The 26381-nt window shown below is 64.3% G+C and carries 21 protein-coding genes; 8 read left to right on the top strand and 13 right to left on the bottom strand.

What is annotated here, in order from left to right; translation table 11 throughout:
* Nucleotides 1-75 precede the first annotated feature (75 nt).
* Nucleotides 76-942 (top strand): pyridoxal kinase PdxY, encoded by an 867-nt coding sequence (gene pdxY / locus NJF35_RS02750; RefSeq protein WP_253080395.1) that lies wholly within the window; start codon nucleotides 76-78, stop codon nucleotides 940-942.
* Here the strand turns inward: pdxY and NJF35_RS02755 are convergent.
* Nucleotides 939-1424 carry an acyl-CoA thioesterase gene (locus NJF35_RS02755; protein ID WP_253080394.1) on the bottom strand — a complete coding sequence of 162 codons (486 nt, stop codon included), beginning with the start codon at nucleotides 1422-1424 and terminating at the stop codon, nucleotides 939-941. The genes pdxY and NJF35_RS02755 overlap by 4 nt on opposite strands.
* Before the next feature lie 317 nt (nucleotides 1425-1741).
* Between NJF35_RS02755 and NJF35_RS02760 the strand changes: the two genes are divergently transcribed.
* Nucleotides 1742-3499, top strand: coding sequence for a cation:proton antiporter (locus NJF35_RS02760; protein ID WP_225786816.1), 1758 nt, complete (start codon nucleotides 1742-1744; stop codon nucleotides 3497-3499).
* 56 nt (nucleotides 3500-3555) lie between these two features.
* Here the strand turns inward: NJF35_RS02760 and NJF35_RS02765 are convergent, their stop codons facing one another.
* The 3 genes from NJF35_RS02765 to uvrD all read right to left on the bottom strand — a co-directional run bounded on the left by NJF35_RS02765 (nucleotide 3556) and on the right by uvrD (nucleotide 7286).
* Nucleotides 3556-3963: an SMI1/KNR4 family protein gene (locus NJF35_RS02765; RefSeq protein WP_225786815.1), complete on the bottom strand. Its 408-nt coding sequence runs from the start codon at nucleotides 3961-3963 to the stop codon at nucleotides 3556-3558.
* Between the two features lie 113 nt (nucleotides 3964-4076).
* The gene (locus NJF35_RS02770; RefSeq protein ID WP_225786814.1) at nucleotides 4077-4931 is read right to left on the bottom strand and encodes a Tim44 domain-containing protein; all 855 of its coding nucleotides are present in this window, start codon (nucleotides 4929-4931) and stop codon (nucleotides 4077-4079) included.
* A gap of 171 nt (nucleotides 4932-5102) precedes the next feature.
* Nucleotides 5103-7286, bottom strand: a complete 2184-nt coding sequence (gene uvrD / locus NJF35_RS02775) for a DNA helicase II (protein ID WP_225786813.1) — start codon at nucleotides 7284-7286, stop codon at nucleotides 5103-5105.
* A 233-nt stretch (nucleotides 7287-7519) separates the two neighbouring features.
* On the opposite strand from uvrD, the gene NJF35_RS02780 reads away from it, so the two are divergent.
* Complete coding sequence (locus NJF35_RS02780; protein WP_225786812.1) at nucleotides 7520-10384, top strand: EAL domain-containing protein; 2865 nt, start codon at nucleotides 7520-7522, stop codon at nucleotides 10382-10384.
* 16 nt (nucleotides 10385-10400) lie between these two features.
* Here the strand turns inward: NJF35_RS02780 and zwf are convergent, their stop codons facing one another.
* A complete protein-coding gene (gene zwf / locus NJF35_RS02785) occupies nucleotides 10401-11843 on the bottom strand; it encodes a glucose-6-phosphate dehydrogenase (RefSeq protein ID WP_225786811.1) in 1443 nt (480 codons plus the stop codon).
* A gap of 104 nt (nucleotides 11844-11947) precedes the next feature.
* Between zwf and hexR the strand changes: the two genes are divergently transcribed.
* Together hexR and NJF35_RS02795 are read left to right on the top strand one after the other, a co-directional pair.
* Nucleotides 11948-12814, top strand: a complete 867-nt coding sequence (gene hexR / locus NJF35_RS02790; RefSeq protein WP_011536461.1) for a transcriptional regulator HexR — start codon at nucleotides 11948-11950, stop codon at nucleotides 12812-12814.
* 163 nt (nucleotides 12815-12977) lie between these two features.
* Complete coding sequence (locus NJF35_RS02795; RefSeq protein ID WP_225786810.1) at nucleotides 12978-13196, top strand: PA3496 family putative envelope integrity protein; 219 nt, start codon at nucleotides 12978-12980, stop codon at nucleotides 13194-13196.
* On the opposite strand, the gene NJF35_RS02800 is transcribed toward NJF35_RS02795, so the two are convergent.
* Nucleotides 13138-14100 carry a LysR family transcriptional regulator gene (locus NJF35_RS02800; RefSeq protein WP_317235042.1) on the bottom strand — a complete coding sequence of 321 codons (963 nt, stop codon included), beginning with the start codon at nucleotides 14098-14100 and terminating at the stop codon, nucleotides 13138-13140. The genes NJF35_RS02795 and NJF35_RS02800 overlap by 59 nt on opposite strands.
* A gap of 189 nt (nucleotides 14101-14289) precedes the next feature.
* Between NJF35_RS02800 and NJF35_RS02805 the strand changes: the two genes are divergently transcribed.
* Nucleotides 14290-15705: an acetyl-CoA carboxylase biotin carboxylase subunit gene (locus NJF35_RS02805; protein ID WP_253090658.1), complete on the top strand. Its 1416-nt coding sequence runs from the start codon at nucleotides 14290-14292 to the stop codon at nucleotides 15703-15705.
* A gap of 11 nt (nucleotides 15706-15716) precedes the next feature.
* On the top strand, nucleotides 15717-17525 hold the full coding sequence (gene oadA / locus NJF35_RS02810; protein ID WP_225786808.1) for a sodium-extruding oxaloacetate decarboxylase subunit alpha: 1809 nt from the start codon (nucleotides 15717-15719) through the stop codon (nucleotides 17523-17525).
* Nucleotides 17526-17714: 189 nt separating this feature from the next.
* Here the strand turns inward: oadA and NJF35_RS02815 are convergent, their stop codons facing one another.
* From NJF35_RS02815 to NJF35_RS02825, 3 genes are read right to left on the bottom strand one after another with little or no spacing between them, the layout of a single operon-like run.
* A complete protein-coding gene (locus NJF35_RS02815; protein ID WP_225786807.1) occupies nucleotides 17715-18389 on the bottom strand; it encodes a GNAT family N-acetyltransferase in 675 nt (224 codons plus the stop codon).
* Nucleotides 18390-18403: 14 nt separating this feature from the next.
* Nucleotides 18404-18850 carry a GNAT family N-acetyltransferase gene (locus NJF35_RS02820; protein ID WP_225786806.1) on the bottom strand — a complete coding sequence of 149 codons (447 nt, stop codon included), beginning with the start codon at nucleotides 18848-18850 and terminating at the stop codon, nucleotides 18404-18406.
* A gap of 14 nt (nucleotides 18851-18864) precedes the next feature.
* A complete protein-coding gene (locus tag NJF35_RS02825) occupies nucleotides 18865-19494 on the bottom strand; it encodes an FMN-binding negative transcriptional regulator (RefSeq protein WP_225786805.1) in 630 nt (209 codons plus the stop codon).
* A 90-nt stretch (nucleotides 19495-19584) separates the two neighbouring features.
* Here NJF35_RS02825 and NJF35_RS02830 point away from each other — a divergent pair, with 90 nt between their 5' ends.
* Nucleotides 19585-21114: a PLP-dependent aminotransferase family protein gene (locus NJF35_RS02830; RefSeq protein WP_253090659.1), complete on the top strand. Its 1530-nt coding sequence runs from the start codon at nucleotides 19585-19587 to the stop codon at nucleotides 21112-21114.
* A 180-nt stretch (nucleotides 21115-21294) separates the two neighbouring features.
* Here NJF35_RS02830 and NJF35_RS02835 read toward each other — a convergent pair whose 3' ends face one another.
* The 4 genes from NJF35_RS02835 to aspA form a co-directional block, all read right to left on the bottom strand.
* On the bottom strand, nucleotides 21295-22398 hold the full coding sequence (locus NJF35_RS02835; RefSeq protein ID WP_225786803.1) for a polyamine ABC transporter substrate-binding protein: 1104 nt from the start codon (nucleotides 22396-22398) through the stop codon (nucleotides 21295-21297).
* Nucleotides 22395-23441 (bottom strand): histone deacetylase family protein, encoded by a 1047-nt coding sequence (locus NJF35_RS02840; RefSeq protein ID WP_225786802.1) that lies wholly within the window; start codon nucleotides 23439-23441, stop codon nucleotides 22395-22397. Before NJF35_RS02840 ends, NJF35_RS02835 begins: the two co-directional genes overlap by 4 nt.
* A gap of 205 nt (nucleotides 23442-23646) precedes the next feature.
* Nucleotides 23647-24639, bottom strand: coding sequence for an AraC family transcriptional regulator (locus tag NJF35_RS02845; protein ID WP_225786801.1), 993 nt, complete (start codon nucleotides 24637-24639; stop codon nucleotides 23647-23649).
* Nucleotides 24640-24825: 186 nt separating this feature from the next.
* Nucleotides 24826-26250 (bottom strand): aspartate ammonia-lyase, encoded by a 1425-nt coding sequence (aspA, locus tag NJF35_RS02850; RefSeq protein ID WP_225786800.1) that lies wholly within the window; start codon nucleotides 26248-26250, stop codon nucleotides 24826-24828.
* Nucleotides 26251-26381: the final 131 nt, after the last annotated feature.

Consider the following 26381-nt stretch of genomic DNA (forward strand, 5'->3'; position numbering starts at 1 on the left):
CTGGCCTGTCGTACAGGTGGCAATCGGGTTCATACTGCGCCTCGCATCCCAAGAACTGCTTCGGAAAAATACCCCATGAAACGCACGCCGCATCTACTCGCTATCCAGTCCCATGTGGTCTTCGGCCACGCCGGAAACAGCGCGGCGGTGTTCCCCATGCAGCGGGTCGGGGTCAACGTCTGGCCGCTCAACACCGTACAGTTCTCCAACCATACTCAGTATGGCCAGTGGGCAGGCGAAGTGCTCGCGCCCGCGCAGATTCCGGCATTGGTGGAAGGTATTGCCGGCATTGGCGAGCTAGGGCACTGCGATGCGGTGCTCTCCGGGTACCTGGGCAGCGCCGAACAGGGCCGGGCGATCCTGGCTGGTGTCGAGCGGATCAAGGCGGTGAATCCCAAGGCGCTGTACCTGTGCGATCCGGTCATGGGGCATGCGGAGAAAGGCTGCATCGTGCCGGTGGAGGTGAGCGAGTTCCTGCTCGAGCAGGCCGCTGCGGTAGCCGACATCCTCTGCCCCAATCAGCTGGAGCTGGACAGTTTCTGCGGGCGCCGGGCCGAGTCGCTGGAGGACTGCGTGGCCATGGCGCGCAGCCTGCTCGAGCGCGGGCCGCAGGTGGTGCTGGTCAAGCACCTGGCCTACCCGGGGCGCGCTGCGGACAGTTTCGAGATGTTACTGGTGACCCGGGACGAAAGCTGGCACCTGAGCCGCCCCTTGCTGGCTTTCCCGCGTCAGCCGGTGGGCGTGGGCGACCTGACCTCGGGCCTGTTCCTGGCCCGCGTGCTGCTGGGCGACAGCTGGGTACGCGCCTTCGAGTTCACCGCAGCGGCAGTGCATGAGGTGCTGCTCGAAACCCAGGCCTGCGCCAGCTACGAACTGCAACTGGTGCGGGCCCAGGATCGCATCGTGCATCCGCGGGTGCGCTTCGAGGCCCAGCCGGTCTAGATCGAGTCGGTCTTGAGGTTCTGGTAGCGCTGCTCCAGCTCCTGGCGGATCTGTCGACGCTGCTGGCCCTGCAGGAAGCGGCGTTTCTCTTCCTGGGTCTGGGGCTGGCGCGGCGGTACCGGCACCGGGCGACGGTTGTCATCGACCGCGACCATGGTGAAGAAGCAGCTGTTGGAGTGGCGCACGGAGCGTTCGCGGATGTTTTCGGTCACTACCTTGATGCCCACCTCCATGGAGGTGTTGCCGGTATAGTTGACCGATGCGAGGAAGGTCACCAGCTCGCCGACGTGCACCGGTTCGCGGAAGATCACCTGGTCCACCGAGAGGGTCACCACATAGCTCCCGGCATAACGGCTGGCGCAGGCGTAGGCGACTTCGTCGAGGTACTTGAGCAGGGTGCCGCCATGTACGTTGCCGGAAAAGTTGGCCATGTCCGGGGTCATCAGGACAGTCATCGTCAACTGGGCGTTTCCAGGTTCCATAGTGAGCTCACGGTAAGGTTGCGCTGAAACGGGGCCGTTATCTGCAGACACTTCTGTTCCCCCTTGGTGGTTCCGATCTTTACGGGACGTCGGCCGATGCGACATCGTCACGCGGATAGTGCCATCGACAATGACGCAATGGCCGATCTGTTTCTACATATTGCATCGGCTTTCTGCGGCAGGGCGCGATGTTAACCTGAGCACGCCCATGCAACATGGGCGTTCCTGCGTTAAAAACATTATGTATTTGCTGCTCGCTCAGGTTTGCCTTGGCAGAGGAGCGGTTTGCCCTGGCATCGAGAAAGGAGTACCACGCCATGCATGCCATCAGCTTCATCCAGGATCTGGCAGTGATCATGCTGGTCGCCGGGGTGGTCACCATTTTGTTCCATCGCTTCAAGCAGCCCGTGGTGCTGGGCTACATCGTCGCCGGTTTCATCATTGGCCCGCACACACCGCCCTTCGGCCTGATCCACGATGAAGACACCATCAAGACCCTCGCCGAACTGGGGGTGATCTTCCTGATGTTCTGCCTGGGCCTGGAGTTCAGCCTGCGCAAGCTGTTCAAGGTCGGGGCCACGGCGTTCATCGCGGCGTTCATGGAAATCGTCCTGATGATCTGGATCGGTTTCGAGATCGGCCGCTGGTTCGGCTGGAATACCATGGATTCGCTGTTCCTCGGGGCGATCCTGGCCATTTCCTCGACCACCATCATCGTCAAGGCGCTCAACGACTTGAAGATGAAGAACGAGCGTTTCGCCCAGCTGATCTTCGGCGTACTGATCGTCGAGGACATCCTCGGCATCGGCATCATCGCCCTGTTGTCGGGCATCGCGGTCAGCGGCACGGTAAGCTCGGGCGAAGTGTTCTCCACGGTGGGCAAGCTGTCGTTGTTCATGATCGTCGCGCTGGTGATCGGCATCCTGCTGGTGCCACGGCTGCTGGCGTACGTGGCGAAGTTCGAGAGCAACGAGATGTTGCTGATTACCGTGCTGGGCCTGTGCTTCGGTTTCTGCCTGCTGGTGGTCAAGCTCGAATACAGCATGGTCCTGGGCGCGTTCCTGATCGGCGCGATCATGGCCGAATCCCGCCAGTTGCTGAAGATCGAGCGCCTGATCGAGCCGGTTCGCGACCTGTTCAGCGCCATCTTCTTCGTTGCCATCGGCCTGATGATCGACCTGAGCGTGCTGATCCAGTACGCCTGGCCGATCCTGGTGATTACCCTGGCGGTGGTGCTGGGCAAGATGCTGTCCTGCGGCATGGGGGCCTTCATCGCCGGCAATGACGGCCGCACCTCGCTGCGGGTGGGGATGGGGCTTTCGCAGATCGGCGAGTTTTCCTTCATCATCGCCGCCCTCGGCATGTCGCTGCAGGTCACCAGCGACTTCCTCTACCCCGTCGCCGTCGCGGTGTCGGCCATCACCACTTTGCTCACGCCCTACCTGATCCGCGCCGCCGACCCGCTCTCGCGAAAGCTCGGCAATGTGGTGCCAAGCCGACTGGCGAGGGTGCTGTCGTTGTATGGCGAGTGGCTGCGCAGCATCCAGCCCCAGGGCGAGGGGGCCATGCTCGCGGCGATGATCCGGCGCATCCTGCTGCAGGTGGGCGTGAACCTGGCCCTGGTGATTGCCATCTTCTTCAGTGGTGGCTACTTCGCCGGGCGTATCGGCGAGTGGTTGAGCGAATGGGTCAGCGATGTCAGCCAGCAGAAGGCACTGATCTGGGGCGCCGCGCTGCTGTTGTCGCTGCCGTTCCTGATCGCCGCCTACCGCAAGCTCAAGGCGCTGTCGATGCTGCTGGCGGAGATGGGCGTGAAGCCTGAGATGGCCGGGCGACATACCCAGCGTGTGCGTCGGGTGATCGCCGAGGTGATTCCGCTGCTGTCGTTGCTGGTGATCTTCCTGCTGCTGTCGGCCCTGTCGGCGAGCATCTTGCCCACCAATGAGCTGTTGCTGGTGATCGCAGTCGTGGCGGCGGTGGTGGTGGCACTGTTGTGGCGCTGGTTCATCCGGGTGCATACCCGCATGCAGATCGCCTTGCTGGAAACCCTGGACAACCACCGCGACTCGCACTGAGCGAGCGCATGCCGACTGCCTGCGCCTTCATCGGCGCAGGCAGGTTCGATTGCCGGTCAGCTTTCCAGCCAGACGTCCCGGGCCCAGTGCCAGACCGTCTCCCAGCTGTCTTCGCTGATCGCTTCTTCTTCCGCGTCCCACAGCACCACCGTGCCATCTTCCTCGACGCAGTAGTAGTTGTCGCCATCCTGGCACAGCGGCACCAGGTCGCGGGGGACGCCGGCATCCCAGGCATTGGCGGCCACCTCGGGCAGGTAGGTGTGGGATTGCGGGTCGGTGACGGTCACTGGCTCCAGGCTGCCGTAGACCACGTCGCTGACGGTCAGCAGGAACTCCCGCAGGCCGAACGGCATGTTGATCAGCAGTTCTTCCTCGATCTCGACCAACAGGTCTTCGTCCGGCAGTTCCAGTGGCACCGGTACCGGCTCATTGGCTTCACGGAGCTGATCGATCACTTCTTCCACGGTTCACATCCTCTGACCTTGATGACGACGCTGCGCGTTATACCCTAGTAGCCCACTGGGCCAAAAGCAAAAACCCCGGGACATGCCCGGGGTTCGTTGTGCAATGCCTGGAATCAGCCGTTCTGGCGGATACCGGCGAGCAGCCAAGGCTGGTTCTCGCCCTGGGCGCGCTCCATGTGCCAGCTTTCGCTGAAGGCTTCGCCCTGGTCGAAACGGGAGGTCTTCGACACACCATGGAAGGTCAGGGTGGCGATGGTCCGGTCGGCACGGTCGTCGATGCCTTCCAGCTGCACTTCGAGGTTGTCGATGTAGGTGGACTGGAAGCCATCACCCAGGTCGGCACGCTCGCGCTTGAGGAACTCGAGCATCTGCGGGGTGACGAACTCGGAGATCTTGTCCATCTCGTTGGCGTCCCAGTGCTGCTGCAGCGACATGAAGTGGGTGCGTGCGGCGGCCAGGAAGCTCTGCTCGTTGAACCAGGCTGGCGCGTTGATCACCGGTGCGGCTGCGGCAGCGGGGGCTGCGGCGCCACCGAAGATCGACGGTTGGGCAGGCTGGGCGTGGGTTTCGCGCTGGTACGGTGCGTGGTTGGCACCGGCCATCTGCGGCTGCTGCTGGCGACGCCGCGCGGCGATGAAGCGGAACACCAGGAAGGCGATCAGGCCCATGATCAGGAAGTCGAGGATCTGCATGCCCTGGAAGCCATCGCCCATGAACATGGAGGCCAGCAGGCCACCGGCGGCGAGGCCGGCCAGTGGGCCCAGCCAGCGCGAAGCACCGCTGGCTGCGGCCGGAGCGCGGCCAGGCGCGGTCGGCGCGGCGGCAGGCGTGGTTGGCGTGGCCTGGCGGGTCTGGTGGATAGGCGCGGAGCCCGAGCTCTTGCCACCGCCGAAGCGCTTGGCGTTGGCATCCAGGCTCAGCGTCAGGCCGACGCAGAGCGCCAGAGCGATGCTAAGAAAACGTTGCATAAGTGGGATTTCCCCTGTTGTGGATTGCACGCGCGTCATGGTGCACAGGTTGTAGGACATATGGCCAGTGCCATAATGTTTCCAGCTTTTGCCTGATTGGCCGGAGGCCAAGGCTGATCAGGCTGTAGGACATTTCAACTGTTATCTGGGGCTGCAATGCAGCCCCACAGGTCAGATCGCTTCCAGCTTGGCGTACCCCAGCATCAGCCACTTGCTGCCTTCGGCGAAGTTCACCTGCACCCGCGCCTGGGCACCGGAGCCCTCGAAGTTGAGGATCACGCCCTCGCCAAACACCGCATGCTGCACGCGCTGGCCGAGGGCGAACGCGGTCTGCGGGATGCTGGCATTGGCGAACAGGCTGCTCGAGGTGGCCTGCGCACCGCCGAAGGGGCGGCTGACACTGTTGGACAGGCGCACTTCCTGGACCAACCCGGCCGGAATCTCCCGTACGAAGCGCGACACCTTGTTGTAGGTCTCGCTGCCATACAGCCGACGTGTCTCGGCATAGGTCATGATCAGCTGGCGCATGGCCCGGGTGATGCCCACGTAGGCCAGGCGCCGCTCCTCTTCCAGACGGCCGGGCTCCTCCAGGCTCATCTTGTGGGGGAACAGGCCCTCTTCCATGCCCACCAGGAACACATAGGGAAACTCCAGGCCCTTGGCACTGTGCAGGGTCATCAACTGGATGCTGTCCTCGTGCTCGTCGGCCTGGGCATCGCCGGCTTCCAGCGAGGCGTGGCCAAGGAAAGCCGACAAGGGCGAGAGGTCGGCGTCGTCGTCACTGGTTTCGAAGTTGCGCGCCGCGCTGACAAGTTCCTCGAGGTTCTCTACCCGCGCCTGGCCTTTCTCGCCCTTTTCTTCCTGGTGATAGATGATCAGCCCGGACTGTTCGATGACGGTCTGGGTCATCAGGTGCAGCGGCATGTCCAGGACCTTGGCGGCGAGGTTCTCGATCAGTTCGATGAAGGCGCCCAGAGCACTGGCGGCGCGGCCCTTGAGGGCCTTGGCGGCGAGCAACTGGCACATCGCCTCCCACATCGACAACTGGCTGTGGCGCGCGTGCTCGCGGATGGCCTCGACGGTCTTCTCGCCGATGCCGCGGGGCGGCACGTTGATCACCCGCTCCAGGGCCGCGTCGTTGCCACGGCCTTCGAGCAGGCGCAGGTAGGCCATGGCGTTCTTGATCTCGGCGCGTTCGAAGAAGCGCTGGCCACCATAGATACGGTAGGGGATGCGCTCGCGCAGCAGGGCTTCCTCCAGCACCCGCGACTGGGCATTGGAGCGGTAGAGAATGGCGATCTCGCTGCGTGCGTTGCCCTGCCTGAGGATGCTTTCGATGGTTTCCACCACGTAGCGCGCTTCGTCGTGCTCGTTATAGGCGGCGTACAGGCTCAGCGGCTCGCCTTCGCCCATGTCGGTCCACAGCTCCTTGCCCAGGCGCCCGCTGTTGTTGGCGATCAGCGCGTTGGCAGCCTTGAGGATGCCGCCGGTGGAGCGATAGTTCTGCTCCAGGCGGATCAGTTCGGCGTCGGGGAAGTCGGCGGTGTACTGGTGGATGTTCTCGATCTTGGCGCCGCGCCAGCCATAGATCGACTGGTCGTCGTCACCCACGGCCATCAGGCTGTCGCCACCGGCGGCGAGCAGGCGCAGCCAGGCGTACTGCACTGCGTTGGTGTCCTGGAACTCGTCCACCAGCAGGTGGCGGAAGCGCCGCTGGTAGTGCTCGAGCAAGCCGGGGTGGTCGCGCCACAGGTCCAGGGCGCGCAGCAGCAATTCGGAAAAGTCGATGACCCCGGCACGCTCGCAGGCCTGTTCGTAGGCTTCGTAGATCGAGCGCATGGTGGCCAGGAACAGGTCGCCGCTGGCCTGGATGTGCTGCGGGCGCAGGCCTTCGTCCTTCTGCCCGTTGATGAACCATTGGGCCTGGCGCGCCGGCCAGCGCTGTTCGTCGAGGCCGAGCTCGCGGATCACCCGCTTGATCAGGCGTTGCTGGTCGTCGCTGTCGAGGATCTGGAAGTTCTGCGCCAGCCGCGCTTCCTGCCAGTGGGCCCGCAACAGGCGGTGGGCCAGGCCGTGGAAGGTCCCCACCCACATGCCGGCTGGGTTGATGCCCAGCAGTTGCTCGATCCGCTGGCGCATTTCCGCCGCGGCCTTGTTGGTGAAGGTCACCGACAGGATCGAGTGGGGCGAGGCCTGCTCGACCTGGATCAGCCAGGCGATACGGTGCACCAGCACGCGGGTCTTGCCCGAGCCGGCGCCGGCAAGCACCAATTGACGCCCCACCGGGGCCGCTACGGCCTGGCGTTGGGCGTCGTTGAGGGAGTTCAGCAGGAGGGAGAGGTCATCGTTGCGCATCCGGCCATTCTAGGGCCGCGCAGGGGGCAGGGGCAAACGGCCCTAGGATAAATCTTGCCGTGCCTGGCCGGCCACTCATCGACACGGCTGAGTGAGCCGCGTGCTTGAGCGGTCGCGGGGCGAAGGCCGCGGTATTTTCGCGCATCCTGACGCAGAGCAGTTTGGCCTGGGGCGGGGCTTGTGTATGCTCCCTGCTCGTTTTGCGGCCAAGAACATAACAAGAACACTGCCCTATGACCCAGGATTGCACGGCGAGCGGAGCATCGCCGCAAACCATAAGGAACGTACGCAGGCAATTCGCGACCCAGCTCTCCATCGAGCGAACCCGCCTGCTCTACCAGGGCTCGCTGTTGCCCACCCTGTTCATGTTGCTCAACGGCCTGCTGTGCGCCTGGCTGTTGTGGAGCCCTGCGCGCTACCTGCTGGTCGGCGTGTGGCTGATCTGGTTGCTGGCGCTGGTGGCCCTGCGGGTGATCCAGGTGGCGGCTTTCGATGCGGCGACGCCAGCGCGCCAGGCCAAGCCGACCTGGCATCGCATGTTCCTGCTCGGCTCGGCGTTCAGCGGCCTGACCTTGGCCTGTGCGGCAATCGTCCTGGTGCCTGTGGAGAACTTCGTGCAACAGGCCTGGGTGTTCGGCTTGCTGGGGGCAGCGGTGCTGTCGGCCAGCGTGGCCTATGCGGTGAGCCTGCCGGCCTTTCTCAGTTTCGCCTTGCCCTGCCTGCTGCCACCGATCCTGTTCCTGTTCTACTACCAAGCGGGTCTGCAGCGGGGGTGGGGCTGGCTCGGCCTGATCCTGCTGGCGGCGCTGATGGTGGTGGCCTGGCAGGTCAACCGGCTGATCGAGCGCGGCCTGTTGCGGCGCTTCCAGAACCAGGCGCTGATCGAGCAGTTGCAGGAGGCCCAGCGCCATGGCGAGCACCTGAACCAGGTATTGCTCAGCGAGGTGGAACAGCGCCGGTGCGCCGAAGATCAACTGCGCCAGGCCCAGGCCGGGCTGGAGCAGCAGGTAGCCCAGCGCAGCCATGAACTGGACCTGGCCAACCATGCCCTGGGTACGAGCGAGCAGCGCCTGGCCCTGGCATTGGACGCCAGTGAGCTGGGGCTGTGGGACTGGAACCTGGAGAGCGACGAGGTGCATCACACCCAGCTACATGCCTTGTTCGGCCTGGACCCGCGGCAGGTCCGCTCGGTCCGTGCCGACCTCAAGCCACGCCTGCATCCGGACGACCTGCCGCTGTTGCGCCGGACCCTGGTCGAGCACCTCAAGGGCCGCAGCGAAGACTATTGTGTCGAGTACCGCGTGCGCCACACCCAAGGCCACTGGTGCTGGATCGAGGACCGTGGCCGGGCGGTGGAGCATGGCCCCGACGGCAAGGTGCTGCGCATGCTCGGTACGCGCCGCGACATCACGGCGCGCAAGGAGCAGGAAGAGCAGCAACGCCTGGCCGCCACTGTGTTCGAAGCGGCCAGCGAAGGCATCGCCATTCTCGATGCGGATTTCCAGCTGCTGGCGGTCAATCAGGCTTTTTGCGACATCACCGGCTACTGTCGGGGGGAGCTGATCCAGCGCAACGCCCTGGACCTGCCCTGCAGCCGCGATGCCCGGCGCCACAGCCAGGCGATCGGCCAGGCCCTGGAGCAGCAGGGGCGCTGGCAGGGCGAGTTGGTGGAGGCGCGCAGCAATGGCGAACTCTACCCGCAATGGCTGCAGCTCAATGGCGTGCGTGACGTGCGCGGCAATATCAGCAACATCGTCGGTTTCTATACCGACCTGTCGGCGCGACGCGAATCCGAGGAGCGCTTGCGCTACCTGGCCCATTACGATGACCTGACCGGGCTGGCCAACCGCGCGCTGTTTCGCCTGCGCCTGCACGAGGCGGTGCAGCGGGTGCGCCTCAATGGTCGCAGCCTGGCGCTGCTGCACATCGACCTGGACCGTTTCAAGCTGCTCAACGAGAGCCTCGGCCATGAATGGGCCGACACGTTGCTCAAGCGGATGGCCCAGCGCATCGCCAATGCGGTGCCCGAGGCCGATACTGTCGCGCGTCTTTCCGGTGATGAATTCGTCGTGCTGTTCGACGGCTACAGCAACCTGTCCAGCCTGGTGCGGGTCACTACGCGGTTGCTCGACAAGTTGCGCGTTCCCCAGCGCCTGGGTGGCCATGAAGTGGTGGTCAGCGCCTCGGTGGGGATCAGCCTGTTGCCGGACGCGACCTTCGACGTCAACGCGCTGCTGAGCCAGGCTGACATGGCCAAGCAGCATGCCAAGCACCTGGGCGGCGACAATTTCCAGTTCTACACCGAGAGCCTGCGCGCCAGCACCCTTGAGCGCCTGCAACTGGAAAACCAACTGCGCAAGGCCCTCGACGAGCGGCAGTTGCTGGTCTACTACCAGCCCAAGCTGTGCCTACGCAGCGGCCGCCTGCACGCGGCCGAAGCGCTGGTGCGCTGGCAGCATCCCGAATGGGGCATGGTGCCGCCGGGCGAGTTCATCGGCCTGGCCGAGGAAACCGGGCTGATCGCACCGATGGGTGAGTTCGTCCTGCGCCAGGCCTGCTGGCAGGCGTGCGAGTGGCAGCGCCAGGGGCTGGCGATCCGCGTCTCGGTGAACCTGTCGGTCTACCAACTGCGCCAGGGCAAGATCGTCAGCCTGGTGCGCCAGGTGCTGGACGAGAGCGGGCTGGCGCCGCACCTGCTGGAGCTGGAACTGACCGAAAGCCAGTTGCTCGACAGCGTCGAGCACATCATCGCCACCTTCCGCCAGTTGCATGAGCTGGGGGTCAAGCTGGCTATCGACGACTTCGGCACTGGCTATTCGTCGCTGAGCTACCTCAAGCGCTTCCCGGTCGACTACGTGAAGATCGACCAGGCCTTCATCCGCGGCCTGCATGAAGGCCGGCAGGATGCGGCCATCACCCGGGCGATCATCGCCATGGCCAAGAGCCTTGAGCTGAAGGTGGTGGCGGAGGGGGTGGAAACCCGCGAGCAGCTGGCATTCCTGCGCGAGCATGGGTGTGACGAGGCGCAGGGCTACCTGATCAGCAAGCCGGTCGACGCGCGACGCTTCGAGGCCCTGCTGGCCAATCCCGGCGCCTAGGGGGCAAAGCGCTGCTTCATGCGTGCCAGGCCCGGCCCTGGTGCGCCAGCAGGCTGTTGGCTTGCTCCGGCCCGTTGGTGCCGGCGGGGTAGGGGCGCGGGGCCTGGAAGTGCTCCTCCCAGCCCTTGAGGATCGGGTCGATCCAGGCCCATGCGGCTTCCACTTCGTCGCGGCGCATGAACAGGGTCGAATCGCCCGCCAGCACATCCAGCAGCAGGCGCTCGTAGGCTTCCCAGCGGCGGGTCTGGCCGAACACCTGGGCCAGGTTCAGGTCCAGTTCCACCGGTTCCAGGCGCATGCCCTTGCCCGGGCTCTTGGTCATCATGCGCAGGCTGATGCGTTCCTCCGGTTGCAACTGGATCAGCAACTGGTTGACCTGGCCACCGCTGAACAGCTGATGGGGCACAGGCTTGAACTGGATGACGATCTGCGACGAGCGCCGCGCCATGCGCTTGCCGGTGCGCAGGTAGAACGGCACGCCGGCCCAGCGCCAGTTGTCGATCTGTGCCTGCACGGCGACGAAGGTCTCGGTATCGCTGTCGTTGTCCACGTCCTTCTCGAAGTAGTAGGCCGGCACTTCCTGGCCGCCGATCCTGCCGGCGCCGTACTGGCCGCGCACGGTCTTGTCCTGCACGTCCTGGCCGGTGATCGGCTTGAGGGCACGGAGGATCTTCACCTTCTCGTCGCGCACCGCCTCGGCCTCGAACTGCGCGGGAGGCTCCATGGCCACCAGGCACAGCAACTGCAGCAGGTGGTTCTGCAGCATGTCGCGGGTCGCCCCGGCACGGTCGTAATAGGCACCACGGTTCTCCACGCCGAGGGTCTCGCAGACGCTGATCTGTACATGATCGACCTGGCCATTGCGCCACACCGGCTCGAGCAGGGCATTGGCGAAGCGCAGGGCCATGAGGTTCTGCACCGTCTCCTTGCCCAGGTAGTGGTCGATGCGAAACACCTGGGACTCGTCGAACACCGCGCCTATGGCTTCATTGATGGCGGTGGCCGAACCGAGCGAGTGGCCGATGGGTTTTTCCAGCACGATGCGCGCCTCGCTGTCGGCCAGGCCTGCGATGCGCAGGTGGTTGACGATGGGCACGAACAGGTTGGGGGCGGTGGCCAGGTAGTAGACCCGCGTCAGCCCGCCGGGCTCGCCGAGATAACGGGCCAGGCGGCCGAAGTCGGCGCTTTGCGAGGCGTCCATGGCGAAGTAGTCCAGGCGGGCGCAGAAGCGCCGCCAGACGTCCTCTTCGAAATCATTGCGAGCGATCTGGGCGCGGCAGTGGCGTTCGGCGAGCTTGACGTACTCGTCCCGTGGCAGGTTGCGCCGGGCCAGGGCAATGATGCGCACGGCGTTGTGCAGACGGGCCTCGCGATACAGATGGTAGAGCGCCGGCAGCAATTTGTGCAGGGCCAGGTCGCCCGTGCCGCCGAAGACCAGGATGTCGCAAGGAATAGTCAAAACCACCACTCTCCACATTCGTTTAGCTGGGCGGGTCGCCGGTCATGTAGTATAACTACAAGAAAGCTACATCCCGGCCAGCCGATCATAACCGAGTCCAGCCTGTGAATCTGTTGCAACATATCGCCCAATCGCGCCACTTGCTGCGCAAATCGGAACTGAAAGTGGCCGACCATGTACTGCTCGATCCGGCTGCCGTCATGCACAGTTCCATGGCCGACCTGGCCCACAGCGTAGGGATCAGCGAACCGACCATCGTGCGCTTCTGCCGGGCCATCGGTTGCTCGGGCTTCCAGGACCTGAAGCTCAAGTTGGCCCAGAGCCTGGCCGCTGGCGCCAGTTTCGGGCAGTTCGCGATTCACGAGGACGACTCGGTCGCCGACTACAGCCTGAAGATCTTCGACACCACCTTGCATACCCTGATGGAAGTGCGCGAGCACCTCGACCCGCAGGCACTGCAGCAGGCGGTGACCGCCATGGCCCAGGCCCAGCGCGTGGAGTTCTACGGTTTCGGTGCCTCAGGTGCGGTGGCCGCCGATGCCCAGCACAAGTTCTTCCGTCTGCTGCTCAGCGCCGCGGCCTATTCCGACCCGCACATGCAGGCGATGTCGGCGGTGACCCTGAAGCCGGGCGACGTGGCGGTGTGCATCTCCCAGTCGGGCCGCTCCAAGGACCTGCTGATCACTGCCAACCTGGTGCGCGAGAGCGGTGCCAACCTGATTACCCTGTGCCCGAGCCAGACGCCGCTGGCGGAGTTGTCCACCGTCAACCTGGCCATCGACGTGCACGAGGACACCGAGATCTACACCCCGCTGACCTCACGGATCGCCCACCTGGTGGTGATCGATGTGCTGGCCATGGGCGTGGCCATGGCCCGTGGGCCGAGCCTGGTCAACCACCTCAAGAGCGTCAAGCGCAGCCTGCGCAGCCTGCGGTTGTCGCCGAAGTCGATCAAGGCGACCGACGACTGATCCTGGATGCCCAAGGCAAGCCAAGCGGCCCCAGAGGCTCTTGGCCTGCGAACAAGCCGCCATTGGCGGCAAGAATTCACGATACTGTCACCCGATCTGCACCAAACCGTAAAACCATCACGCCAGTCTGAAACTCCCCGCATCCTCATCTGGGAGACAGGCAATGGCTCGTGACCACGATGGCTCGTACCACCCCAGCGCCAAGGCTCGCAAACAGCACGAGAAGGATCAGCGTCGCATGGAGTTTCGCCGTGCGATCGAAAGCTACTGCGAGCAACGCCAATTACTGCGTGAGATCGCCGACTACCCTGAGTTGAAAGACATCACGGTATGGCAGGTATCGGCGGCAACTTCCCCGAAAATCGCTCCACAAGCCCGCTGATCCTCGCACGTTCATTGCGAATGAACGCCTGGAACGCCAAGGCCACCGGCGACTGCCGCTTGGCCTTGGACTGCACCAGGCACCAGCTGCGGTACAGCGGCAGCTCCTCCACCGGCAGTTCCTTGAGCACGCCCGTGGCCAGTTCCATGTTCAGCGCATGGCGGGTCAGCAGGGCAATGCCCAGGCCGGCGATCACGCATTCGCGCTGGGCGTCGGAGGACGCCACTTCCAGGGTCTGGGTGAAGTGCACGCGCTTGTCCTTGAAGTATTCCTCGCAGGCCTTGCGTGTGCCCGAACCTTGCTCGCGGATGAGCAGGGTATGAGGCTCCAGGTCCTGCAGGCGGAGCTTTTCCAGCTTGCACAGCGGGTGGTCGGGCGGCGCCACGGCGACGATCGGGTTGTTCAGGAACGGCATGAACTCCAGGCCCATGTCCTGGGGGACCATCGACATGATGATCAGGTCGTCGCGGTTGTCCGACAGGCGCCGGATCGCCTGGGCCCGGTTGACCACGGTGAGGGTCAGGTTGACCTCCGGGTGACGTTGCTTGAAGGCGGCGAACAGGTGTGGCACGAAGTACTTGGCGCTGGACTCGATCGCCAGCTTCAACTGCCCCTGCAGTGAACCCTGCATGTCCGACAGCTGCATGTCGAGGTTCTCCAGGCGCCCGAAGATGTCCCGGCTGGCCCGTTGCAGGGCTTCGGCCGCTTCGGTCAGGTAGAGCTTCTTGCCGACGTACTCGAACAGCGGCTGGCCGATCAGCTCTTCGAGCTGACGGATCTGTAGACTAACGGCGGGTTGCGTCAGCGCCATTTCCTCCGCCGCTCGGCTGTACGAGCGCAAATCGCACACTTCGTTGAAGATCTGCAATTGACGCAATGTCATACGCATCAATGACTTACGCATTTCTCTCCAGGCTCCGGCAAAACCTTGTTACTGCACTATAAGCTTTTGCTAATGCTGCCTCTAATAAATATTGATTTTTGTTTATCAACCTACAGCGCTAGGGTGAATACGCGACTGGCCAGTAGCGTCTGGTCACGCGCCGACCGGTAGAACCGGGTCGTCTGTTCCATCGGCTTTGGGAAGACTCCAGTGATAAAAAAAATCCTGATCGCCAACCGGGGTGAAATCGCAGTTCGGATCGTGCGTGCATGCGCCGAGATGGGCATTCGCTCGGTCGCGATCTTTTCCGACGCCGACCGTCATGCCTTGCACGTCAAGCGCGCCGACGAGGCCTACAGTATCGGTGCCGAGCCCCTGTCCGGCTACCTGAACCCGCGCAAGCTGGTCAACCTTGCCGTGGAAACCGGCTGCGATGCCCTGCATCCGGGCTACGGTTTCCTTTCGGAGAACGCCGAACTGGCGGAAATCTGCGCCGAGCGCGGGATCAAGTTCATCGGTCCTGCCGCCGACGTCATTCGCCGCATGGGCGACAAGACCGAGGCGCGCCGCACCATGATCCAGGCCGGGGTGCCCGTGACCCCTGGCACCGAAGGCAACGTCGCCGACATCCATGAAGCCCTGAGCGAAGGTGACCGCATCGGTTACCCGGTGATGCTCAAGGCCACCTCCGGTGGTGGTGGCCGCGGCATCCGTCGCTGCAACAGCCGCGAGGAGCTGGAGCAGGCCTTCCCGCGGGTGATCTCCGAGGCCACCAAGGCCTTCGGTTCGGCCGAAGTATTCCTGGAAAAGTGCATCGTCAATCCCAAGCACATCGAGGCGCAGATCCTCGGTGACAGTTTCGGCAACGTGGTGCACCTGTTCGAGCGCGATTGCTCGATCCAGCGTCGCAACCAGAAGCTCATCGAGATCGCCCCGAGCCCCCAGCTGACCCCGGAACAGCGCGCCTACATCGGCGACCTGGCGGTGCGCGCGGCCAAGGCGGTCAACTACGAGAACGCCGGCACCGTGGAGTTCCTGCTCGCCGATGGCGAGGTGTACTTCATGGAGATGAACACCCGCGTGCAGGTGGAGCACACCATCACCGAGGAAATCACCGGCATCGATATCGTCCGCGAGCAGATCCGCATCGCCTCGGGCCTGCCCCTGTCGGTCAAGCAGGAAGACATCCAGCACCGCGGCTACGCGCTGCAGTTTCGCATCAATGCGGAGGATCCGAAGAACAACTTCCTGCCCAGCTTCGGCAAGATCACCCGTTACTACGCACCTGGCGGCCCCGGGGTACGCACCGATACCGCGATCTACACCGGCTACACCATTCCGCCGTTCTACGACTCCATGTGCTTGAAACTGGTGGTCTGGGCGCTGACCTGGGAAGAAGCCATGGACCGTGGCCTGCGGGCCCTGGACGACATGCGTGTGCAAGGCGTGAAGACCACTGCCGCGTATTACCAGGAGATCCTGCGCAATCCGGAATTCCGTAGCGGCCAGTTCAACACCAGCTTCGTGGAAAGCCACCCGGAACTGACCAACTACTCGATCAAGCGCAAACCCGAAGAGCTGGCCCTGGCCATCGCCGCCGCCATTGCTGCACACGCAGGCCTGTGAGGAACCGAATAATGTCCAAGAAAATCTTTGTCACCGACACAATCCTGCGCGACGCCCACCAGTCCCTGCTGGCCACCCGCATGCGCACCGAAGACATGCTGCCGATCTGCGACAAGCTCGACAAGGTCGGCTACTGGTCGCTGGAAGTCTGGGGGGGCGCCACCTTCGACGCCTGCGTGCGCTTCCTCAAGGAAGACCCGTGGGAGCGCCTGCGCAAGCTGCGTGCGGCCCTGCCCAACACTCGCCTGCAAATGCTGCTGCGCGGCCAGAACCTGCTGGGCTACCGCCATTACAGCGACGACGTGGTCAAGGCCTTCGTCGCCAAGGCGGCGGTCAACGGCATCGACGTGTTCCGCATCTTCGACGCCATGAACGACGTGCGTAACCTGCGCGTGGCCATCGAGGCGGTCAAGGCTGCCGGCAAGCACGCCCAGGGCACCATCGCTTACACCACCAGCCCGGTGCACACCATCGAAGCCTTCGTGACCCAGGCCAAGCAGATGGAAGCCATGGGTTGCGACTCGGTGGCGATCAAGGACATGGCCGGCCTGCTGACTCCCTATGCCACTGGCGAACTGGTCAAGGCGCTGAAGGCCGAGCAGTCGCTGCCGGTGTTCATCCACTCCCACGACACCGCCGGCCTAGCCGCCATGTGCCAGCTCAAGGCTGTGGAAAACGGCGCCGATCATATCGACACCGCTATCTCCAGCTTCGCCTGGGGTACCAGCCACCCGGGCACCGAGTCGATGGTCGCCGCGCTCAAGGGCAGCGAGTACGACACCGGCCTGGACCTGGAGCTGCTGCAGGAGATCGGCCTGTACTTCTACGCCGTGCGCAAGAAGTACCACCAGTTCGAAAGCGAGTTCACCGCCGTGGATACCCGCGTGCAGGTCAACCAGGTTCCAGGCGGCATGATTTCCAACCTGGCCAACCAGCTCAAGGAGCAGGGCGCGCTCAACCGCATGAACGAAGTGCTGGCGGAGATCCCGCGCGTGCGCGAAGACCTCGGCTTCCCACCGCTGGTCACCCCGACCTCGCAGATCGTCGGCACCCAGGCGTTCTTCAACGTGCTGGCCGGCGAGCGCTACAAGACCATCACCAACGAAGTGAAGCTGTACCTGCAGGGCGGCTACGGCAAGGCCCCGGGTGTAGTCGACGAGAAGCTGCGGCGCCAGGCGATCGGCAGCGAAGAGGTGATCGACGTGCGTCCGGCCGACCTGCTCAAGCCGGAAATGGCCAAGCTGCGCGCCGAGATCGGCAGCCTCGCCAGCTGTGAAGAAGACGTGCTGACCTATGCCATGTTCCCGGACATCGGCCGCAAGTTCCTCGAGGAGCGCGAAGCCGGCACCCTCAAGCCCGAAGTCCTGCTGCCGATCCCGGAAGCCGGTGCCGTGGCCTCGGCCAGCGGCGAAGGTGTGCCGACCGAGTTCGTCATCGACGTGCACGGCGAGACCTACCGCGTCGACATTACCGGTGTCGGTGTCAAGGCCGAAGGCAAGCGTCACTTCTACCTGTCCATCGATGGCATGCCGGAAGAAGTGGTGTTCGAGCCGCTCAACGAATTCGTCGGTGGTGGCGGCAGCAAGCGCAAGCAGGCCAGCGATCCGGGTCATGTGAGCACCACCATGCCGGGCAACATCGTCGACGTGCTGGTCAAGGAAGGCGACATGGTCAAGGCCGGTCAGGCGGTACTGATCACCGAAGCCATGAAGATGGAGACCGAAGTCCAGGCGGCCATCGCCGGCAAGGTCGTCGCTATCCACGTGGCCAAGGGCGACCGGGTGACTCCGGGTGAGATCCTGATCGAGATCGAGGGCTGATAGACGCCTTCGACTGCAAGCGGTTTACCTCGTGGGGAGCGATATGCTCCCCTTTTTTTGGGTTCTTCACGGAATCCTGGGAAAGACAGAAACAAGAACGCCGTATTTCGCCCATTCGGCCTACAGATGGGGGGTGGTCAGGCGACAGCGTCAGGTCATCTGATCCTTACCTGGCCCTGGCGAGCTTGCTCAGGTCCGGTTCCGGCAGGCCTCGAGCGTTTCGAGTTGCCCTTCGGGCCGTTGATTGGCTTCGCTCAACCAACGCTCGAACCCCGCTGCCACCGCTGGCCACTGTTCATCGGTAATCGCATACCAGGCCGTATCGCGGTTGCGGTCCTTGATCACCATGTGGTTGCGGAACACCCCTTCGAAGACGAAGCCCAAGCGCTCTGCCGCGCGCTTCGAGCGGGCATTGGCGTTGTTGCACTTCCATTCCAGGCGGCGGTTGCCCAGCCCGAAGCCGAGCTTGCCCAGCAGGTAGATCGCCTCGGTGCCTTTTGGTGTACGCTGCATGGCGGCGCTGAAGGCGATGTGGCCGATCTCGATGCGGCCGTGCTCGGGGACGATCGACAGCAGGCTCAGGATGCCCTGCACCTGGCCGCTGGCGCGATCGATGACACTGTAGAACAGCGGATCGCGGCTGGCCGCGTTGCCGTCCAGCCAGAGGTCGAAGTCCGGCCGTTCGGAGAATGGGCCGTAGGGCAGGTAGTCCCACAGGGCAGGGTCGGAGCCCGGCCCCTGCAGCACGTCCCACAGGTCGTCGCCGTGGTGCCTTGAGTCGAGCTTTTCCAGGCGAACGAAGCGGCCTTCAAGGGGTTCGGCCTTGGGGAGGGCGGCGGGTTTCCAGTGTAGCGGCTGGTTCATGTTCGGCTCCCGGCTCACAGTGCCTTGCGAAATTGGATGAAGCCTGGCCGCTCGGCGACCTGTTCGTACAGGCCGATGGCGGTCGCGTTGGTCTCGTGGGTCAGCCAGTGCACCTTGGCGCAGCCAGCCGCCTTGGCCGTGGCATAGACGTGCTCGATCAACTGGCGGCCGATACCCTGGCCACGCTGTGTGTTATCGACGTACAGGTCCTGCAGGTAGCAAGCGTTCTCGACGCTCCAGTTGGAGCGATGATAGATCCAGTTGACCATGCCTACCGCCTTGCCGTCGACCCAGGCGAGGGCCGAATGGGTTGGCTCGTTGGGATCGAGGATGCGCTGCCAGGTAACGTTGCTGACCTCGTCGGCCAAGCTGGTCTGGTAGAAACGCAGGTAGGCCTGCCACAGGGGCAGCCAGGCGGCATGGTCGTTAGCGCCGACCGGGCGCAGGGTGATGCGGGTCATGGGGCTTTCTTCCTTCAGGGGAGGCGCATCTGCGCCGCGAGTTGCTTGTCCAGGTAGTCGGGGCTGCGGGCCAGGCCGTCGCGCACGCCCTGGATGTCGGTGGCGCTGCGGTTCTGGCTGAGCTTGCGCGCGCCTTGCAGGCGGGCGATGGGCAGGCGGATGCCGACGATGGCGCGGAGCATGCCGTCGATGTAGTCGGCGGGGGCGTCGGCCACTTTCCACGGCTCGCTGCGGCCCTGCTCGTGGCGGTCGCTCAGGCGGCTGACGATGTCCAGCAGGCGTGGCGCGTCGTGGATGACCTCGACCGGGCCATAGGCATGCACCGCCAGGTAGTTCCAGGTGGGTACCACCTTCGGGTCGCCGGCCTTGCTGGGGTAGTACGACGGGCTGACATAGGCGTCTGCCCCGGGAAACACCAGCAGGGCCTCGCCGCCTTGTGCCAGGTCCTGCCATTGGTGATTGGCCCGCGCCAGGTGGCCATGGACCGTGCCGTACTCGCCCTCGGTCGTATCGACCAGCACTGGCAGGTGGGTGGCCAGCAGGCCTTGCGCGCCATGGCTGACCAGCACCGCGAGGCGGGTTTCCAGCATCTGTGCATGCAAACGCTCGAGGTCGTGTTCCTGGTGGGGTCTGGCGTTGTACATGGCGCAGCTCCTTGTCGAATGGCTCCATCCTAGGCAGGCTATTGGCTCTATGTAAGAGCCAATAAAGGCTGTTTTGAAAGGTCCAATACCATGAATGAGCGCGCCCTTGCGTTGCCTTTCGACCCGGCGGGTATCGTGCTCGACCGCCGTCGCGGGCTCAGCCAGCAGCTCTACCAGGCACTGCGCGCACGGGTGCTGGATGGGCGCCTGGGCAGTGGCACGCGCCTGCCGGCAACGCGGGACCTGGCGGCGATGCTGGCGCTTTCGCGCAACAGCGTGGTGCGTGCCTATGACCAGCTGTATGCCGAGGGCTACATAGAAAGCCGGGTAGGGGATGGCACCTACGTCAGCCGGCTACCTAAACTATCCACACAACTGTCCACAGGGTTATCCCTGGGTTTATCAACAGACTTATCCACATTTTCGTCAGATGATACTGAGGATTCATCCAGTTTTCCGGGTGCCAGTGAGCCTCTGCAGCGTCTGAAGAATAACCATCTGCCGCCTCCACAAGCGGGAGCGCCGCGGGCATTTCGCGTTGGCGTGCCGGCTTTCGACCTGTTCCCGTTCGAGGTCTGGGCCAGGCTGCAAGCGGGTTTCTGGCGAAATCCCGACCCTGCATCGCTGGGTTATGGCGATCCGGCGGGCGAGCCTGCGTTGCGCGAGCTCATCGCTGCCTACCTGCGTCGGTCACGTGGGCTCTCCTGCAGTGCTGAACAAATTGTGATCACCAGTGGTGCACAGCAGGCGATCAGCCTTTGTGCACAGTTGCTGCTGCAACCGGGCGACGGCGTGGCTGTGGAAAACCCAGGGTATCGGGCCGCCGGACACACCTTTGCCGTGGCGGGGGCCAATGTCAGGGGTGTGCCGGTGGACGACGAAGGCCTGGATTGCGAGCGGCTCGCCCAACTGACCGATTGCCGGCTGGCCTATGTCACACCCGCCCACCAGTACCCGACCGGTGTCACCATGAGCCTGGCCCGGCGCCTGTCGCTGCTGGCCTGGGCCGGGCGCCAGGGGGGTTGGATCATCGAGGACGACTACGACGGCGAGTACCGCTACAGCGGCGCCCCCCTGGCCCCCCTGGCGGCGTTGGACCGGCAGGGCCGGGTGCTGTACGTCGGCACCTTCGGCAAGATCGCCTTCCCCGCCTTGCGCCTGGGCTACCTGGTACTGCCCAGGCAACTGGTGCAGGGGTTCAGCCAGGGGCGGGCGCTGGCGGTACGTCACTCCGAGGTGGGCACCCAGCAGGTGATGGCGCAGTTCATGGCCCAGGGGCACTTCCAGCGGCATATCCGACGCATGCGCAAGGCCGCGTTGGCGCGACGCAACGTGCTGAAGGCCGGCTGGCCCGAGGATATCGCCGGGCTGGGGAGCATGCCGGCGGTGGCGGCGGGGCTGCACGTGAAGGTGGATGTGGATAACTTTGCGCGCGAGCAGGAGCTGGTAGCCAGGGCGCAAGCGGCAGGGGTGGAGATCACGCCGCTGAGCAATTATTGGTTGGAGGACAGCGAGGTACCTGTGGATAAACGGGCAGGGCTGGTGCTGGGGTTTGCTGCGGTGCCGGAAGCTCGGATCGCCGATGCCTTGATGCGTTTGCGCAAGGCTTGGCGGCAGTGACATGAAGGGGGCGCTTGGCGCCCCATTCGCGGGCAAGCCCGCTCCCACAGGGTCCCCGTTGCCCTCGGGGGCTGGTGGAGTACTTGGAAGCCAGCTTGCCGGCGATAGGGCCGGTACAGACAGAACAGACGCCCCTGCAAATCACACCCTCTGTGATCGACTCAGGCCCCGAACCGCAACTCAGGTGCCCGACTTGATCCGTGTCCAGGCCCGCGTGCGCGCCCGTTCGGCGTCCCTTGGCAATGGCTTGAGGGTATACAACGTGGCCATGGCCTGCTCGGTCGGGTACAGGTTGGGGTTGTTGCGGATCTCTGGGCTGACCTTGTCGGTGGCGTCCTTGTTCGGGTTGGGGTAACCGACGAAGTCGCTGATCGGTGCGATCACCTCCGGTTGCAGCAGGTAGTTGATGAACGCATGGGCATCCTCGGGGTTGGCGGCATTCTTGGGGATGGCCAGCATGTCGAACCAGATCGGCGCGCCTTCCTTGGGCAGGCGCATGTCCACCACCACGCCATTCTTCGCATCGCGGGCACGGTTGGCGGCCTGGGAGAAGCTGCCCGAGTAGCCCACGGCCACGCAGATATCGCCATTGGCAATGTCGGCCATGTACTTGGAGGAATGGAAGTAGGTCACGTACGGGCGGATCTTGAGCATCAGTGCCTCGGCCTGCTTGTAGTCGGCCGGCTTTTCACTGTTGGGCGGCAGGCCCAGGTACTGCAGCGCCAAGGGCAGGATCTCCGACGGCGAGTCGAGCAGGGCGACGCCGCATTGCTTGAGCTTGGCGATGTTCTCTTCCTTGAAGATCAGGTCCCAGCTGTCCACCGGGGCGTTGTCGCCCAGCGCCGCCTTGACCTTGTCGGGGTTGAAGCCGATCAGCACGGTGCCGTACATGTAGGGCACGGCGAATTTGTTGCCCGGGTCGTTGGCCTCGATCAGCTTCATCAGCGCCGGGTCCAGGTGTTGCCAGTTCGGCAGCTGGGTGCGGTCCAGGGGCTGGAACACGCCGGCCTCGATCTGCTTGGCGAGGAACACGTTGGACGGTACCACCACGTCATAGCCGGAATTGCCGGTGAGCAGCTTGGCTTCCAGGGCCTCGTTGGTGTCGAAGATGTCGTAGATCAGCTTGACCTGGGTGTCTTTCTGGAAGTCGACCAAGGTCTGCGGGGTGATGTAGTCGAACCAGTTGTACACCCGCAGGGTGCGCTGTTCGGCATGGGCCTGCAGGGCGCCGGCGACAAGGCCGGCGGCGATGAACGGGGCGAGCAGACGCTTGAGTCGGATCATGGCCGGGCTCCTGGCTGGGCGCGCTGGAAGCCTTCCAGCACATTGACGGCATTGATGCCGATTTCTTCCACAGCGTAGCCACCTTCCATCACGAACAGGGTCGGCTTGCCCAGGCGGGCGATGCGCTCGCCCATTTCCAGGTAGTCCGGGCTGTCGAGGCGAAACTGCGAGATGGGGTCGTCCTTGAAGGTATCCACACCCAGGGAGATCACCAGCACGTCCGGGCCGTAGGCCTCGATACGCTGGCAGGCGTCTTCCAGGGCTGCGCTCCATGCCGTCCAGTCGCTGCCGGCGGGGAGGGGATAGTTGACGTTGCAGCCCTCGCCGTCACCTTCGCCGGTTTCGTCGGCATAACCGAGGAAGAATGGGAACTCGGCCTGTGGGTCCCCATGGATCGAGGCGAAGAACACATCGCCCCGGCGGTAGAAGATGTCCTGGGTGCCGTTGCCATGGTGGTAATCGACGTCGAGGATGGCGACCTTGCTCCGGCCCTGGTCGAGGAAGGCCTGGGCCGCGATCGCGGCGTTATTCAGGTAGCAGTAGCCGCCCATGACTTCGGCAGCGGCGTGGTGTCCTGGCGGACGGCACAGGGCGAAGGCCGAATGGGCACCCTGCTGGATCGCCGCCTGGGCGGTGAGGGCGACCTGCGCGGCGCTGTAGGCGGCCTGCCAGGTACCGGCGGTGATCGGCGCGCCGGCGTCGAAGCTGTAGTAGCCCAGCTCGCCATGCAGGCTGGTCGGCTTGACCTGGCGCAGGGTGCGCGCCGGCCAGGTGAAGGGCAGCAGGTCGCCTTCCTGGCCCAGCTTGGCCCAGCGTGCCCAGGCGCCCTCGAAGAAGTCCAGGTAGCTAGCGCCATGCACCCGCAGTAGTGGCGCGCGGCCGAAGTCGGTGGGGCCCTGGACGGGGCCGAGGTTGCGTTTTTTGACTTGCTCCAGGACGTGGTCGGCACGCGAAGGCATCTCGAAGCACGGCATCAGCTTGCCGTCGATCAGCTCGCAGCGGCCGTGGTGCAGGCGGTGATCATCGGAATAGATCGTCAGCATTTGTTGTTCTCCGGGTTTACTGGCGTGGGCCCATTTTCACGGGCGGTCAGGCGGGGGAGAACGACGCAAACGGCCAAAAGGGGATCGATGTGGCCAAAGGGTGATGTCCGGTTGGAGGCCCTGTTCGCGGATGCGCCACTCAGCTAAGGCTTCAAACGCCCATTTGTGGCTGCGAAGCGGCCCCAGTAGGGCTTGTCGGCACTGCTCAGCCGCGGAAATGGCTGGGGGCCACTCCACTCCAGCGTTGGAAGGCATGCCTGAAGCTCGCTGTCTCGCTGAAGCCCAAGGTCTCGGCGATGCGATAGATCGGCATCTGGTCCTCGGCCAGCAGTTGCTTGGCGCGCTCGAAGCGCAGTTCGTCGAGCAGTTGCTGATAGCTGCTACCCAGGGCCTGCAAGTGCCGGCGCAGGGTGCGCGACGAACAGTTCATTTGCCGGGCCAGGCCTTCCAGGCCCGGCGCGGCGTCCAGTTGCCGCATCAGCAACTGGCGGATCCGCTCCAGCCAGGCCTGGCGGCCGGTGAACTCGAGGTTCAGTTGCCGGCAACGTTCGCTCATGGCCTTGTGCGTGATGGGGTCGGCCAGCGGCAAGGGCATCTCCAGCCAGCGGCGCTCGAAGGCGAAGGCATTGTCGCGGGCCTCGAAGCCCAGAGGGCATGGGAATGCCCCGTTGTAGAGCGCATGATAGCCGGGCCGGGGATGCTCGAAGCGCGTGGCCAGCAGCGGTAGCGGACGGCCCAGCAGGTCGTCGCAGATCACCTTCAGCGAAACCAGGCAGAACTCGGCATTGAAGGCAGCCAGCGCCGGGCTGTCGCGATAGTCGCTGGCACTGAGCCAGACTCGTGGGCCATCGTCCACCAGGCGCAGTTGGAAGGCCGTCCCCAACAGGGCCGGGTAGCGCAGCGCCAGGCGCAGGGCGTCACCCAAAGTGGCACTGGAGAGCAGGGCGTAACCGAGCATGCCGTAGCACGACACATGCATGCGCCGACCCAGCTCCAGGCCGATTTCCTCGCGCCGGGCCACGGCGTTGGCACACACCTGGAACTCCTGCTGGGTGGTGATGCGCGCGTCGGGATGACCCAGGTCTGCCGGGCCGATGCCACTGCCGGCCAGCAGTTGCGTGGCGTCGCAGCCCTCCTCCTGGAAGACCTTGAGGATCAGCGAAACGGCATTGAGGGTGGTGAGGTGGCTGTGCAGCATGCGCGATGTCCCGTTGGGCTGGGGGACATTATGGAGCAAGTTGTATGCCGGATGCGGCGCAACGCCTTGCACGCCCTGAAGCCACCGACAGGCGAATAAAAAAAGGGCCCGGAGCGTGCGCTCGGGCCCTTGAAAGGTTGAGAGGTGTCTAGTCCCTCGACCTGGTGAGACGTTACAAGCGGTCGGTTACGCCTTCAGCGGAACCAGACGTGGAGCGATCATGTTTTCCGGACGCAGGATGTCGTTGAGCATCGCTTCGTCCAGCAGGCCTTCCTCGCGCACCAGTTCCAGCACGCCGCGGCCGGATTCCAGGGCGACGCGGGCGATACGGGTGGCGTTCTCGTAGCCGATGTACGGGTTCAGGGCGGTGACCAGGCCGATCGAGTGCTCGACCAGTTCACGGCAACGCTGTTCGTTGGCGGTGATGCCGACGATGCAGTGCTCGCGCAGCATGTCCATGGCGCGCTGGAGCAGGCGGATCGAGTCGAAGATCTTGTAGGCGATCAGCGGCTCCATGACGTTCAGCTGCAGTTGGCCACCTTCGGCGGCGACGGTCAGGGCCAGGTCGTTGCCCATGATGGCGAAGGCCACCTGGTTGACGGCCTCCGGGATCACCGGGTTGACCTTGCCTGGCATGATCGAGCTGCCCGGCTGGCGTGCCGGCAGGTTGATCTCGTTGATGCCGGTACGCGGGCCGCTGGACAGCAGGCGCAGGTCGTTGCAGATCTTCGACAGCTTGACCGCGGTGCGCTTGAGCATGCCGGAGAACAGCACGAAGGCGCCCATGTCGGAGGTGGCTTCGATCAGGTCGGCGGCCGGGACCAGCGGCTGGCCGCTGATGGTCGCCAGGCGCTGCACGGCCAGGGCCTGGTAGCCCGGGTCGGCGTTGATGCCGGTGCCGATCGCGGTGCCGCCGAGGTTGATTTCGGTCAGCAGCTCGGGTGCCAGGGAGCGCAGGCGGTTCAGGTCTTCGGTCATGGTGGTGGCGAAGGCACGGAATTCCTGGCCCAGGGTCATCGGCACGGCGTCCTGCAACTGGGTACGACCCATCTTCAGGACGTGGTCGAACTCCTGGCCCTTGGCGGCGAAGGCCTGGATCAGGCTCTCGAGGCTGGCCAGCAGGGCGTCGTGGCCCAGCAGCAGGCCCAGGCGGATCGCGGTCGGGTAGGCGTCGTTGGTCGACTGCGCCATGTTCACGTCGTTGTTCGGGTGCAGGTACTGGTACTCACCCTTCTGATGGCCCATGGCCTCCAGCGCGACGTTGGCGATGACCTCGTTGGCGTTCATGTTGGTGGAGGTGCCGGCACCGCCCTGGATCATGTCCACCACGAACTGGTCGTGGAAATCACCGCGGATCAGGCGGGCGCAGGCCTCGCTGATGGCGGCATGCTTGGCATCGCTCAGGTGACCCAGCTCACGGTTGGCGTCGGCAGCGGCCTGCTTGACCATGGCCAGGGCCACGACCAGCTTCGGGTAGTGCGACAGCGGAACACCGGAGAGGTGGAAGTTGTTGGCAGCGCGCAGGGTCTGGATGCCGTAGTAGGCATCGGCAGGAACTTCAAGGGTACCAAGCAGATCTTTTTCGACGCGGAACGATGCAGCGGAGGACATGACGGATATCATCTCGATTAAAACCCGGCACCTGCCGGAATGCCGCCAATCCTAGGCTCGCCCGGATTTTGCGGCCAATGCTGTTGCACGCTAACCTATGCACAAACGGCATAGTGTTTGATGTGACGCCA

Origin of the sequence: Pseudomonas guariconensis (assembly GCF_024127895.1) — a bacterium.
GTDB lineage: Bacteria > Pseudomonadota > Gammaproteobacteria > Pseudomonadales > Pseudomonadaceae > Aquipseudomonas > Aquipseudomonas guariconensis_B.